Origin of the sequence: Pseudonocardia sp. TRM90224 (assembly GCF_021245725.1) — a bacterium.
In the GTDB taxonomy this organism is placed as follows: domain Bacteria; phylum Actinomycetota; class Actinomycetes; order Mycobacteriales; family Pseudonocardiaceae; genus Pseudonocardia.
This window is the reverse complement of sequence record NZ_JAJGSX010000017.1, coordinates 1-13,071: the sequence shown is the minus strand read 5'-3', so window position 1 is coordinate 13,071 and position 13,071 is coordinate 1. Positions and strand designations below refer to the sequence as shown.

The window sequence follows — 13,071 nt, the reverse complement described above, 5'->3', positions numbered from 1 at the left end:
CAAAACGGTGGGGAACTTCGTCAGGCGGAGCGGACGAGGTGCACCGCGTCGCGCAGCGACAGGCCGGCATGGCGCCTGCGCAACGCCCGGACGGCCGCGATCTCGCCGGTGGTGTCCCGTTCGGCGCGAATCGTCGCAAGGTCGTCGGGTGTGAGCTGCGGGATGGCGGATCCGGTGAAGCGGGCCCGGATCTCGATCCCGAGAGCGGCGGCGAAGCTCAGGACCGCAGCGATCGCGCCGAGCCATACCGGTCCGGTGAGCGCGAGCACGACGGCAAGGATCAACAGCGCGGCCGGGACGATCCACAGCGCCCAGAACGGTAAACGCCTATCTGTGTCATTCATTCTACACGTCTCCTCTGTGAGTGTCGGGTTCACCAGAAGCAGTTTTCGAGTATGCCCTTGATTCCTGTAAGTTCCCCCACGAGCGCACCGAGAGTGATGGCGAGAGCCTCAGCCTTCTCTGCAGCGTTGCCGGCACCGATCAGTAGTCGGGTGGCGTCGTAAACCCCACCCAGCTCCTTTATGAGAGTCTTGATCTTCAGGAGCTTTGCTGCCGGAACCAACGTGCTGACGAGTACGGCACCTACGGATGCAATGCATCCTACGACGTTCCCGGCGCGAGTGGGCAACGGGCCGAAGGCGGCACGACTCGCCGGGGAGTTTCTCCTGAGCCAGTCGTTTGTGGCCTTGTCGCCACGCCGCAGCACTGACTCCGGGATCCTGCTGATGTCTTCAAGCAGCCGCGTGAAGGCTGCACGGGCTTCCCCGGGTGCGCACCGTCGTACGAAGCACATCGATCCGTCAGGAGCGGCGTACTGATGGCTGGGCGCTGATGTGGCGGCTGCCCAGTGGTCGGACTGCGTCGATGAGATTGCTGCGGCTGATGCGGATCCGCAGAGGAGCGTGGTGGCTACGGCTGATGTGATCAACAGAATAAGAAACGTGCGAAAGACCCTTGTCATGCCTTCTCCCTGTGAGTTCACCGACCCGGTTTGGGGCGTATTTGCAATCATGGCGACAATGGGCGTGCGGGCGTGTCGCCTTAAGGGAGATTTGAGCTGGATCGTTCACTAGTGTGAACGTTGTGTCTTGCAATAGATGTGGACGTATAGAGGTTGCCTTCCGGACGTCGCAGGATCTCGGACGGGACGTCGGGGTGAGATGTGCACGTGCGAGTTCGTGCCGGCGGTGGCGAGATTAACCGCAGCGTCTTTTGATCAAGCTTGGACGACACTGAGGTACATCTCGACGTCGAGGCGATCGGCAGCACCACGAGGCTCCGCCGATCCGGCGGGGACTCGTGCACCCGACACCCCACCAACTTCCCCACCGTTTTGGGCACTTGCGCGCTGAAATGGCGCGCATCCACCCAAAACGGTGGGGAAGTTCGGGGGCGCTACGCCCAGCTTGCCCCGCCACCGGCGGGGGGTTGGATGCGCAGCACCCGGTCGTCGCTGGAGACGGGCTTCCCGCCGGCCTTGTTGACGGTGCCGAGCCAGAGGAGGCCGTCGGGGGCGAGGGCGGCCGCGGACAGCCGGCCGTAGGTGTCCTTCAGCAGCACCTCCGGCTCGCCGGTGAAGCCGCCGGTCTCGGTGGGGCGCAGCACGAACAGCGACGCGGAGCCGGCCTGCGCGATCGCGACCACGCCGGGTTGCGCCATGCAGCCTGCGACGCCCGGCCGGTCGGGCCAGGTCCAGGCGGGCGCCGGCAGCGGGCCGGGGACGACGAGGTGCAGGGCGTCCTGGACGCCGGTGTGGTCGGTGACCCAGGCCAGCGTGGTGATCGGGTCGACGCAGATCCCGCCGGGCGAGCGCAAGCCCGAGCTCAGCACGGCCGACGACGGGTCGGGGTTGCCCTTGGCCGGACGGCCGAGCGTGTCGATCCGCAGGATCTTGCCGGCGAGCGACGTGGGGCTGTCCGGCCCGCCGGCGTCGCCGGTGGCGACCAGCAGCGAGCCGTCGATGTCGACGCCCAATGCGCCGGCGTTGTTCGTGGCACCCCTCGGGATGCCGGTGAACACCGGCTTGGGCGGCTCACCTGCGGCGATGCGCACCACCCTGTTGTCCGACGGCGTGGTGACGTAGGCGTAGACGAGCTGGTCCTCATCGTAGGAGTGGGAGAGGACGAGCCCGGTGAGGCCGCCCCCGCCGGTTGCGGCGACGGGGACGGTCGCGATGAGCTCCGGCTCGACGTCCTTCTTCACCTTCAGCACGCGGCCCGTCGCACGCTCCGCGACCAGAGCCGTCTCCGCGTCGGGCAGCACGGCGATCGCGCCGATCGGTTCGAGGCAGGTCGCGACGACGAGCGGGTCGGGGTCGACGCAGCCGTTCGGTGCCGGCGGCTCGTCGCCGGGCTCCGACTGCCCACCGCCCTGCGCCGGCGGCTGTCTGGGATCGGTCGGCTCCGGGATCGTCGGCGGGCCGCCGAGCTCGCCCTGCCCCTCGATCTTCTCCCGCCAATCGCGCGGGCCGTCGTCGGGGAACGTCGCGCACCCGGCCAGCAGCAACCCGAGCAGCACAGCAGCCACCCCGCGTCGCAGACGTCCCACCACGAGACCCAGGTTAGGCGCGACGGGGTGAGCAGCCGGTGAGTACGGTCGGTGCCATGGTCGACATCCGGGTGCTGGTGCCGCAGGAGGAAGGGATGGCCGCGTTCGCCGGCGTCGATGGCGTCACCGCCGTCCGGTACGACGGCGCGGCGGAGCTCCCACCGGAGGCCGCCGACGCGACGGTGCTGATCCCGCCGTTCCTCACCACCGCCGTCGACATCGCGCAACGGATGCCGAAGCTGCAGCTCGTCCAGCTGCTCACCGCCGGCGCCGAGGCGTGGATCGGCAAGCTCCCCGAGTCCGTTGCGCTCTCCGACTGCCGCGGCGCGCATGGCGGGGCCACCGCGGAGTGGGTCGTTATGACGCTGCTGGCCGTCTACCGGCACGTCCCGCAGTTCGTCCGCGCGCAGGACGGCGCGCGGTGGGAGTACCACCAGACCGAGGAGCTGGCCGGGAAGCGCGTGCTGATCGTCGGCGCCGGTGACGTCGCGGAGCAGTTGGTGCGCAGGCTCGACCCGTTCGACGTGTCGACGACGCTCGTCGGGCGGCGGGCGCGGGCCGGCGTGCACGGCATCGACGAGGTGCACGGTCTGCTGCCGCACCACGACGCGTGTGTGGTGGTCGTCCCGCTCACCGACGAGACCCGCGGCCTGGTCGACGCCGAGTTCCTGACGGCCATGCCGGACAGATCGGTGCTGGTCAACGGCGCGCGCGGGCCGGTGGCCGACACCGACGCGCTGGTCGCGGAGCTGGCTTCCGGGCGGCTGCGCGCGGCGCTCGACGTCACCGAGCCGGAGCCGCTGCCACCCGGGCACCCGCTGTGGAACGTGCCCGGTCTCCTGCTCACGCCGCACGTCGGCGCGAGCGTTCCCGACGGGCTGCGGCGCGCCTATACCGTCGCCGCGCAGCAGGTCGCGGCGTTCGCCCGCGGCGAAGAACCCTCCAACCTGGTACGGAACGGTTATTGAGAACAACGCCGGGATTGGGCCGTCCGGGCTACTCTCCGAAGCCATGAGCGAGGAGCCCACCGGGGTCATCACGGGGATCGGCAGCGGGTACGGCGACAGCGACCCGTCCAAGACCCGGCCGAACATCCGCCCGCTCACGTGGAACGCCGGCGCCGACATCGGGATGCTGCTCCTGCGCTTCGGCGTGGGTGGCACGTTCTTCGCGCACGGCATGCAGAAGGTGTTCGGGCTGTGGGGTGGACCCGGCATCGAGGGCACCATCCGGATGCTGGAGGGCTTCGGCTTCCAGCAAGCGCCGACGCTGGCCTGGGTGCACGGCATCACCGAGCTGGTCGCGGGCGCGTTCGTCGTGCTCGGGGTGCTCACCCCGCTGGCGGCCGCGGGCCTGCTGGCCATCATGATCAACGCCGTGTTGCTGAAGTGGGGCAACGGGTTCTTCATCGCGTCGCCCGCCGGTCCCAACTCGATCGAGCTGGAGACCGTGCTCGGGCTGGCGGCTGCCGCGATCGTGTTCGTCGGGCCGGGCCGCATCGCGCTCGACAACGGGCGTCCGTGGCACCGCAGGCCGACGTCCTGGGGCTTGCTCTCGCTGATCGTCGGCGTCGCCGCGGCCGTGCTGGTGTTCATCTTGTTGCGCAGGTCGCCCTGAGCGACACCGACGGCGCCTGGTTGAAGCCGACGGGGCGCGCGCTCGGCGGGGAAGCCCGGATCGTCACGCGCGCACCGCTGGAGGGTGGGTACAGCTCGCCCGAGATCGAACGGATAGAGCTCGACGTCGCCGGCCGGTCCGTGACCGTCGTGCGCAAGAACGCCGACTCGGCGGAGATCGCGGCGATGCGGGCGATCGCCGTCGTGCCGGGCGTCGAGCGGCCGCGCCTGCTGGCGGCCGGCGGCAACTGGCTGGTCATGCCCTTCCTCGACGCGACGCCGCTCACCTTCGGCGATCCCGTCCCCGCCGACGTGTGGGAAAGCCTCGCGCGGGTGCACGCCCACTGGCTGCGCAACCGGCCCAGAGGGCTGCCCGTCGTCGACGCCAGGTGGTGGGCGCACCTGTGCGACTACACCCTGATCGCCGTCCGTGGCGGGATCGCGCGCACCGGCGAGGAGCCCTACGTCGAGGCGGAGGCGCGGCTGCTGGAGTGGCGCACGGACGAGCGGATCAAGGCCGCGCTCGCGGTGCTGCCGCGCACCCTCACGCACAGCGACCCGCACCTGGGCAACGTGCTCGTCGACGACGCCGGTGCGGTGTTGATCGACTGGGGCAGCTCGCGGATCGCGCCGGCGGGGGTCGACCTCGCGGTGCTCAGCGCGCAGGGCAACGCGGTCCCGACGCCGTACGAGGAGCTCTTCGCGCAGCTCACCGGCGGTGCGGACCGGCTGCGCGCGATCGAGGAGCCGTGGGCGGACGTGCACGTCAACGTCCAGTACCTGACGTTCGCGGCCGACCACCTCGGCGCCGAGCGCGTCGCGGCGATGGTCACGACCGCCGCCGAAGCGCTCCACCGCCTCGGCGCCGCCCTCCGCTAGCGAAGTTCCCCACCGTTTTGCCTACTTGCACGCCGTTTCGGGTGTGCAGGTTGGCAAAACGGTGGGGAAGTCGGGTTGGGAGGGTCACAGCGCGGCTTCCGCGTTGGTGCGTAAGGATGACACCCTCGCTCGGCCACTCCCGTCCCGCAAAGGAATGCCCATGCTCGCTACCACCAGAGGACTGCGGACGCTGGTCACCGCGATCGTCGGGATCTCGGTACTGGTGCTCGCCGGCTGCGGCGACGCCGGCCGCCGGGACGCCGCGCCGAGCGGGCCGGGCGCCTCCACGGCGCCGAAGCTGGCGATCGTCTACTCCCCGCAGTTCAAGGACGGTTCGTGGGGCGAGGCCGCGATCACCGGGGCGCAGAAGCTCAAGGACAGCGGCGTGATCTCCGACTTCGCGGCGCAGGAGAACATCAACCCCGGCCCCGACGCCGAGCGGGCGCTGCGCAGCTTCGCGGAGCAGGGCTACAACCCGATCGTCGCGCACTCCTTCAACTACGGCGACAACATCAAGAAGGTCGCGAAGGAGTTCCCGAACACGATCTTCGCCTACCCGGGCGGCTTCGGTGACGTCTCGGAGAACGTCGCCGACTACTCGCAGCCGTTCCACGAGGCGACGTACCTGGAAGGCATCCTCGCCGCGGGGGTCACCCCTGGTGGGACGGTCGCCGGCGCCGGCGGCTTCGACATCCCGGTCTGCCGTGCGATGTACAACGCCTACCTCGAGGGCGCGAAGCTGGTGCGGCCCGCGACGACCGGCACGTTCGTCGCCGTCGGCGACTGGTCGGACGTGCAGAAGGCCAAGGAGGCCGCGCTCGCGCAGGCCGACCAGGGCGCCACGATGTTCGTCGGCTGCGGCCAGGGCCCGACGTTCGGCCAGATCCAGGCCGCGGCCGAGCGCAAGGCCGTCGCCTCGGGCTACTCCGGCGACATGTCCGGCCTCTCGCCGGCGGTGCTCGCGTCGTTCACCTGGAACCTCGACAAGATCTTCGGCGAGATGGTCGGCGACGTCGCGGCCGGCAAGGTCAACCCGACCCGCTACTTCGAGGTCGGGATGGCCAAGGGCGGGCTGAGCGTCGTGATCAGCCCGGAGTGGCAGGCGAAGGTGCCGGCCGAGGTCAAGGCGACCTTCGACAAGAAGACCGCCGAGATCACGAGCGGTGCATTCGTCGTTCCGCTCAACGACAAGTGACGTGACCGCCGCCGTTCTCTCCGGGATCGAGCGCCGCTTCGGCGAGGGTCCCCCGGCACTCGACGGTGTCGACCTGGAGGTCGTGCCCGGCGAGGTGCATGCGCTGCTCGGCGAGAACGGCGCGGGCAAGACCACGCTCATGCGGATCCTCGCCGGGCTGGACCGGCCCGACGCCGGGTCGGTCGCCGTCGCGGGCGAGGAGATCACCACTTTCACGCCGAGGGCGCTGCGCGAGCACGGCGTCGCGATGGTGCAGCAGCACTTCACGCTGGTCCCGACGCTGACGGCCGGGGAGAACCTCGCGCTGGCCCGGCCCGAGGGCGCGCTGCGACCGTCCGCACGGCAGGTGCAGCGGCGGGTGGAGGAGCTGGTGGAGCGCTTCCGGCTGCCGGTGCGGCCGGACGTGCCGGTCGCCGAGCTCTCCGTCGGGGAGCAGCAGCGCTTGGAGATCCTGCGCGCCCTCGACGCCGACGCCCGGCTGCTGATCCTCGACGAGCCGACGGCCGTGCTCGTCGACGACGAGGCCGACGCGCTGCTCGACGTGTGCCGTGGGCTGGCCGCCGACGACCGCGCGGTCGTGATCATCACCCACCGGCTGCGTGAGGTGTTCGCCGGAGCCGACCGCGTGACGGTGCTGCGCCGCGGCGCCGTCGTCTGCGCCGGTGAGCCGGTGGCCGACCACGACCGGGCGAGCTTGGCGAACCTGATGGTCGGCGCCAACGCGACCAACGGGACGGCTCGGCCTGCTCGCCACGTCGAGGGCTCGCGGTTGCGCGTCGAGGGCGCCGCACTGCGCCGGCTGCGGCCGCTGGACCTCCAGGTCGGCGCGGGTGAGGTGCTCGGCATCGCCGGGGTCGACGGCAACGGGCAGGCCGAGCTGGAGGAGCTGCTCGCGGGTGTGACGGCCCCGGACCGCGGCACGGTGACCGTCGACGGCGTGCCGGTGCCGGTCGGAGCGCCGCGGGAGCGGATCGCTCGGCACATCGCGTACGTGCCGTCCGACCGGTACCGCTACGCGCTCGCCGGCCCGCTCTCGTTGGCCGACAACCTGGAGCTGGGACGCGGCCCGTCGCGGCGCCCGACCCGCGCCCGGCGCTGGGAACTCGCCCAGCCGGTGCTCGCGGAGTGGGACGTGCGCGGCGCGGGACCGGAGCTGGCCGCGGGCCGACTCTCCGGGGGCAACGCGCAGAAGCTGGTGCTCGCGAGGGAGCTCGCCGGCACCCCGAAGCTGGTCGTCGCCGCCCACCCGACCCGGGGCCTCGACCCGGAGGCCGCGCGGATGGTGACCCGCCGCATCCTCGACGCGGCCGCCGGCGGGGCTGCCGTCGTGTGGTTCGGCGCGGAGCTGGACGAGCTGTTCGACATCGCCGACCGGCTGGTGGTGCTCGCGGGTGGGCACGCGGCGGGCCCGTTCGAGCCGCCGTACGACCGCGCCGCGATCGGCATAGCCATGGCGGGCGGGGGTGGCTCGTGACGGGCACGCACGCTCACGGGGTTGCCTGGAAAGCCACTTTCCCGGCACCAGGCGCCTGCAAAGTGGCTTTCCAGGCAACCCCCGCCGCGCCGGATGGGGGTGCGTGGTGGCGGTGACGGATCGGGAGGCCGGCGTGCGCGGGCCCGACCGGCTCGTCGGGCGCCTGCTCGGCGGCCGGGACGGGCGTTCGCGGGCAGCGCGGGTCGCCGTCCCGGTGCTGGCCGTGCTCGGTGCGCTCGTGGTCGGCGGGGTGCTGATGGCGCTCGAAGGGGTCGCGCCGCTATCCGCGTACGGCGAGGTGGTCAGCGGCGTCCTCGGCCGCACGCGCGGGCTGGCCGACACAGCCGTCGTCGCGACGCCACTGATCCTGCTGGCGCTCGGCATCACCGTGGCCTACCGCGCCCGGGTGTTCACGATCGGGGCGGAAGGCCAGTACGTCACCGGTGCGCTCGCGGGCACCGCGCTCGCCACGGTCGGGCCGCTGAGCGGGCTTCCCGGTCCGCTATTGGTCATCGTTGCGCTCCTCGCCGCCGTGCTTGCCGGCGCGGCGCTCGCAGCGCTGACGGGCTGGTTGCAGGACCGCTTCGGCGCCAGCGTGGTGATCACCAGCCTGCTGCTGAACTACGTTGCCGCCGCCGCGCTCGCCTGGGCCGTGCGGGTCGGCATCCGCGATCCCGGCTCGTTCACGCCGCAGAGCCGGGCCGTCGGCGCCGCCGGGCTGCCCACGCTGCCCGGCACCGGCCTGCACCTCGGGTTCCTGTTCGCGTTGATCGCGGTGCCGGTGCTGGCCGTGGTGCTGCGCCGCACCCGGTTCGGCCTGCGCGTCGAGGTGCTCGGCGCGAATCCCGACGTCCTCGCGGTCAACGAGGCCCGCCCCGCCGCGGTCCGGCTGGCCGTGCTGATCGTCGCCGGCTCGCTGGCGGGCTTCGCGGGGTTCGTCGAGGTGGCCGGCGTGACCGACCGCCTGACCCCGGCGTTCGCCACCGGGTACGGCTTCACCGCGATCATCGTGGCGTTGCTGGGTCGGCTGCGGCCGCTCGGCGTGCTGGTCGCCGCGCTGCTGCTCGCCGGCCTCTCGGTCGGGTTCGACGAGGCCGAGCGCGCGTTCATCATCCCGTCGTCGACGGTCGGTGTGATCCAGGCGCTCATCGTGGTGTTCTTCGTCGCGGGCGAAGCGCTGAGCCGGCGAAAGGGACGCTGACGTGGACACCTTGTTCACCCTCGCCACGCTCGCCGCCGCGATCCGGCTGGCGGTGCCCGTCGCGATGGCCGCGCTCGGCGAGGTGATCGCCGAGCGCTCGGGGGTGCTCAACCTCGGGCTCGAAGGCACGATGCTCTTCGGGGCGCTGGCCGGCTACCTCGGCACGACCGCAACCGGCACACCGTGGCTCGGCCTCGGCTCCGGTCTGCTCGCCGGCACGGCGTGCGGGGTCGTGCTCGCGCTGCTCATGGTCGTGGCCCGCGCCGACCAGATCGTCACCGGCCTCGCGTTCACGCTGTTCGCGATCTCGGCGACGACGTACCTGTTCGAGCTGTCCTACACGATCGGTGAGCCGCCGCCGCGGATCCCGAGCATCGACATGCTCGAGCTGGTCGTGATCGTCATCGTGGTGCTGGCCGCCGTCTGGTTCCTGCTCGCGCGGACGTCCGTCGGGCTGGTGCTCTCCGCGGCCGGCGACGCGCCGGGTGCGGTCGACGCGCTCGGCTACCGGGTGACGAACGTGCGCGGCGCGGCCACCGTCGCGGGCAACGCGCTGGCCGGGCTGGCCGGGGCGATGCTGGTCTGCGGACCGCTCGGGCTCTTCGTGCAGAACGTCACCGCCGGCCGCGGTTGGGTTGCGCTCGCGCTCGTGGTGTTCGCGCGGTGGCGGCCGGGCCGCGCAGTTGCCGGCGCGTTGCTCTTCGGTCTTTGCGACGCGTTGCAGCTTCGGCTGCAGGGCACCGCGACCGCGATCCCGTACGAGATCTTCCTCGCGCTCCCGTACCTGGTCACGCTCGTCGCGCTGATGGTGCGGGCGAAGCGGTCGGCGACCCCGGCGGCGCTGGCCGTCCCGTTCGTGAGAGGCAGATCGTGACCGACGTGCGGATCGGACCGGCGCTCGTGGTGCCGGTCGATGCGCCGCCGTTCACCGGGTATGTCGAGGTCACCGGCGGCGCCATCAGCCACCTCGGCGAGGCGCCGACCGCCGCGGCCGCCGCCGAGACCGTCGGGGCGACGGGCCGGATCGTCGTGCCGGGGTTCGTCAACACGCACTGCCACACGAGCCAGCAGCTCGGCCGCGGGCTCGGCGACGACGTCGACCTGCTGACCTGGCTGCACGAGCGGATCTGGCCCTACGAGCTGGCGCTCACCGAGGCCGACGCCGAGCTCTCGGCGCTGGTGTGCGCGATCGAGCAGATTCGCAACGGCACGACGCTCATCGCCGACCCCGGTGGCCGGCACGTCGACGGGATGGCCCGCGGGATCGCCGCGGCCGGGATCAGGGCGCTGCTCGGCCGCAGCTCGATGGACTCGGGCGACGGGCGCCCGAAGGGCGATCGCGAGTCGACGGCCGAGGTGCTCGCCGCGCAGGACGACCTCGCGGCGCGCTGGCACGGGAACGGCCGCCTACGGTTCTCCTACACGCTGCGGACGATCTTCAACTGTTCCGACGACCTGATCACCGCAACGGTGGAGCGGGCCCGCGCGCTCGGCTCCGTCGTGCAGATGCACGTCGCGGAGATCCCCGAGGAGAACGCGCACACCGTCGCGACCAGGGGTGCGACGACCGTCCGGCACCTCGCCCGGCTCGGCGCGCTCGGCCCCGACCTGCTCGCAGTGCACGCCGTCTGGCTCGACGACGACGAGATCGAGCTGCTCGCCAGCAGCGGCTGCCCGGTCTCGCACAACGCCGCGTCGAACTACAAGATCCTCGGCAGCCCGCGGATCGCCGACATGCTCGACGCCGGTGTGCTCGTCGGGCTCGGCACCGACGGCGCGCCGTCCAACAACCGGATGAGCATGATCGACGAGATGTGGCTCGCCGCGATCGCGCAGAAGGGCCTGCGCCGCGACCCGACGGTGCTGCCGGCCGCCGCCGTGCTGCGGATGGCGACGCTCGACGGCGCGCGGGCGCTGGGCATGGCCGGGCTCGTCGGCTCGCTCGCCCTCGGCAAGCGGGCCGACCTCGTGCTGCTCGACCCGTTCACCGCCAACTTCGCGACCGCAGCCGACCCGGTATCGGCGCTGGTCACGGCGCTGAAGTCGGAGAACGTCGAATCCGTCATGTGCGACGGAGAATGGCTGATGCGCGACCGCCGCCTTACGCGGATCGATGAGGGAGCGGTGCTGGCCGAGGCCGCTGCTCGTGCGGCGGCCGTCCGGCGAAGGGCAGGGATGACGTGACGCAGGAACCGGAGGAGACACCAATGCCGAGCGAGCAGCCGAGATCACTGCCCACCGTCGATGTCAGCCCGTTCGCCACCGGTGCGGCGCCGAGCGCCGCGCAGGACGAGGTGGCCGCCGAGCTCGACCGGATCTGCCGAGAGATCGGGTTCTTCCTGATCAGCGGACACGGCGTCGAACCCGCCGTCAAGGACGACATGATGGAGGCGATGCGGCGCTTCTTCGCGCTGCCGGAGGCGGAGAAGCTCGAGCTGGCGATCGACCGCTCGCCCTGCCACCGCGGCTACGTCGCGATCGCGTCGGAGACCCTCGACGACGCCAAGAAGACCGCGGGTGACCTCAAGGAGTCGCTCGACACCGGCGGCGAGCACGGGCCCGACCACCCCGAGGTGGTGGCCGGGACGCCGCTGTTCGGGCCGAACCAGTTCCCGGCCGACCCCGGCTTCCGCGCCGCGTGGGACGCCTACCGGGCGCAGGTGATCGAGGCCGCGCAGCGCGTGCAGCGGGCCATGGCACGAGCGCTGGGCATGCACGACGAGTTCCTCCTCGACCGGGAGGGCGGCGAGGTCATGTACCACCTGCGCCACCTGCACTACCCGCCGCAGGACACCGTCGTGCCGGGCCCCGACCAGCTGGGCTGCGGAGCGCACACCGACTACGGCAGCCTCACGCTGCTCGCCGACGACGGCATCGGCGGGCTGCAGGTGATGCGCCGCGACGGGGTGTGGATGGACGTCGCGGTGCCGTCGGATCGGCTGGTCGTCAACCTCGGCGACCTGATGGCGATCTGGACCAACGACCGCTGGGTCTCCAACCCGCACCGCGTGGTCAACCCGCCGCACAGCGACCGCTACTCGATGCCGCTGTTCGTCCACCCGCCGTACCACGCGCAGATCACGTGCCTGCCCACTTGCCTCGAACCCGGCGAGGAGCCGCGTTACGAGCCCCAGGGCGCCGGCGACTACCTGATGATGCGGCTCGACGCCACACACAGCTACCGCAACCCGTTGCTCGCAGGCTGAGCACCTGCGCTCGGACGAGAAGGACCCCATGACCGAAGACGCCCGGCTACCGGCAGTGCTCGACACGACCATCCCGCACTCCGCGCGCACCTGGAACTACTGGATGGGCGGCAAGGACAACTACGCCTCCGACCGCGCCGCGGGCGACGCTTTCGCCAGGATGTACCCCGGCATCTGGGCGCTCGCGAAGCACTCGCGGCGGTTCCTGATCAGGGCGGTGCACCACCTGGCGGCCGACGCCGGGGTGCGGCAGTTCCTCGACATCGGCACCGGCTTGCCGACGATGGACAACACCCACGAGGTAGCGCAGCGGGCGGCCCCCGAGTCGCGCATCGTTTACGTCGACAACGACCCACTGGTGCTGGCGCACGCCCGCGCGCTGCTGGTCAACACCACTCCCGAGGGGGTCACCGCGTACGTCGAGGCCGACCTGCACGACCCCGACCTCATCGTCTCCGACGCCAAGAACGTCCTCAACATCACGAAGCCGGTCGCCGTGATGTTCATGGGCGTTCTCGGGCACGTCGCCGACTACGAGGAAGCGCGCTCGATCGTCTCGTACCTCATGGCGGCCGTGCCCTCCGGCAGCTACCTGGTGCTGTGGGACGGCACCGACAGCGAGTCGCTGAGCGCGGCCAACGAGGACTACCGCTCCACCGGCGGCGTGCCGTACCTCCCGCGCAGCGAGGCGGAGATCGGCGGGTTCTTCGAGGGGCTGGAGATGGTGGGGCCGGGCCTGGTCTCGATCGCGGAATGGCAGCCCGAGGGCATCGAGGCCGACAACGCCGAGCCGGTGGACGGGGTCGGGGCGGTGGCCAGGAAACCATGACGCCCGAGCCGTGACGCCGAGCGCAGGTGTGCGAACCCGGGGTCGGGAAGGGCAGGAAAGCCACTTTCCTGCCCTGTGAGGGCCGGAAAGTGGCTTTCCTGCCCTCGCGTGCGGAACGCAC

The 13,071-nt window shown here is 71.6% G+C and carries 13 protein-coding genes; 10 read left to right on the top strand and 3 right to left on the bottom strand.

All coding sequences use genetic code 11. From position 1 onward, the window contains the following. Positions 1-20 precede the first annotated feature (20 nt). From LL648_RS23285 to LL648_RS23275, 3 genes are all read right to left on the bottom strand, one after another. On the bottom strand, positions 21-344 hold the full coding sequence (locus LL648_RS23285) for a hypothetical protein (RefSeq protein WP_232664813.1): 324 nt from the start codon (positions 342-344) through the stop codon (positions 21-23). 29 nt (positions 345-373) lie between these two features. Then, entirely contained in the window at positions 374-964 is a 591-nt protein-coding gene (locus LL648_RS23280; RefSeq protein ID WP_232664812.1) for a hypothetical protein, read from the bottom strand. 434 nt (positions 965-1,398) lie between these two features. Continuing rightward, on the bottom strand, positions 1,399-2,553 hold the full coding sequence (locus LL648_RS23275; protein ID WP_232664811.1) for a PQQ-dependent sugar dehydrogenase: 1,155 nt from the start codon (positions 2,551-2,553) through the stop codon (positions 1,399-1,401). Positions 2,554-2,606: 53 nt separating this feature from the next. On the opposite strand from LL648_RS23275, the gene LL648_RS23270 reads away from it, so the two are divergent. The 10 genes from LL648_RS23270 to LL648_RS23225 all read left to right on the top strand — a co-directional run bounded on the left by LL648_RS23270 (position 2,607) and on the right by LL648_RS23225 (position 12,950). After that, complete coding sequence (locus tag LL648_RS23270) at positions 2,607-3,518, top strand: 2-hydroxyacid dehydrogenase (RefSeq protein WP_232664810.1); 912 nt, start codon at positions 2,607-2,609, stop codon at positions 3,516-3,518. Between the two features lie 43 nt (positions 3,519-3,561). Continuing rightward, a complete protein-coding gene (locus tag LL648_RS23265; protein ID WP_232664809.1) occupies positions 3,562-4,167 on the top strand; it encodes a DoxX family protein in 606 nt (201 codons plus the stop codon). Positions 4,168-4,187: 20 nt separating this feature from the next. Next, complete coding sequence (locus tag LL648_RS23260) at positions 4,188-5,045, top strand: phosphotransferase (RefSeq protein WP_232664808.1); 858 nt, start codon at positions 4,188-4,190, stop codon at positions 5,043-5,045. A gap of 160 nt (positions 5,046-5,205) precedes the next feature. Continuing rightward, positions 5,206-6,240 carry a BMP family protein gene (locus LL648_RS23255; protein ID WP_232664807.1) on the top strand — a complete coding sequence of 345 codons (1,035 nt, stop codon included), beginning with the start codon at positions 5,206-5,208 and terminating at the stop codon, positions 6,238-6,240. A 1-nt stretch (position 6,241) separates the two neighbouring features. Beyond that, the gene (locus tag LL648_RS45335; RefSeq protein ID WP_232664806.1) at positions 6,242-7,714 is read left to right on the top strand and encodes an ABC transporter ATP-binding protein; all 1,473 of its coding nucleotides are present in this window, start codon (positions 6,242-6,244) and stop codon (positions 7,712-7,714) included. 112 nt (positions 7,715-7,826) lie between these two features. Then, complete coding sequence (locus tag LL648_RS23245) at positions 7,827-8,915, top strand: ABC transporter permease (protein WP_232664805.1); 1,089 nt, start codon at positions 7,827-7,829, stop codon at positions 8,913-8,915. A gap of 1 nt (position 8,916) precedes the next feature. Continuing rightward, complete coding sequence (locus LL648_RS23240) at positions 8,917-9,789, top strand: ABC transporter permease (RefSeq protein ID WP_232664804.1); 873 nt, start codon at positions 8,917-8,919, stop codon at positions 9,787-9,789. Continuing rightward, positions 9,786-11,099 (top strand): amidohydrolase family protein, encoded by a 1,314-nt coding sequence (locus LL648_RS23235; RefSeq protein ID WP_232664803.1) that lies wholly within the window; start codon positions 9,786-9,788, stop codon positions 11,097-11,099. The genes LL648_RS23240 and LL648_RS23235 overlap by 4 nt, the downstream gene beginning before the upstream one ends. A 23-nt stretch (positions 11,100-11,122) precedes the next feature. Then, positions 11,123-12,121: an isopenicillin N synthase family dioxygenase gene (locus LL648_RS23230; RefSeq protein ID WP_232664802.1), complete on the top strand. Its 999-nt coding sequence runs from the start codon at positions 11,123-11,125 to the stop codon at positions 12,119-12,121. A 28-nt stretch (positions 12,122-12,149) separates the two neighbouring features. Then, on the top strand, positions 12,150-12,950 hold the full coding sequence (locus LL648_RS23225) for an SAM-dependent methyltransferase (RefSeq protein ID WP_232664801.1): 801 nt from the start codon (positions 12,150-12,152) through the stop codon (positions 12,948-12,950). The last annotated feature ends 121 nt before the right edge of the window (positions 12,951-13,071 follow it).

Coding starts and splice junctions, on each gene's coding strand:
- LL648_RS23285 (WP_232664813.1), bottom strand. CDS start 344: ATGAATGACACAGATAGGCGTTTACCGTTCTGGGCGCTGTGGATCGTC.
- LL648_RS23280 (WP_232664812.1), bottom strand. CDS start 964: ATGACAAGGGTCTTTCGCACGTTTCTTATTCTGTTGATCACATCAGCC.
- LL648_RS23270 (WP_232664810.1), top strand. CDS start 2,607: ATGGTCGACATCCGGGTGCTGGTGCCGCAGGAGGAAGGGATGGCCGCG.
- LL648_RS23265 (WP_232664809.1), top strand. CDS start 3,562: ATGAGCGAGGAGCCCACCGGGGTCATCACGGGGATCGGCAGCGGGTAC.
- LL648_RS23255 (WP_232664807.1), top strand. CDS start 5,206: ATGCTCGCTACCACCAGAGGACTGCGGACGCTGGTCACCGCGATCGTC.
- LL648_RS23230 (WP_232664802.1), top strand. CDS start 11,123: ATGCCGAGCGAGCAGCCGAGATCACTGCCCACCGTCGATGTCAGCCCG.
- LL648_RS23225 (WP_232664801.1), top strand. CDS start 12,150: ATGACCGAAGACGCCCGGCTACCGGCAGTGCTCGACACGACCATCCCG.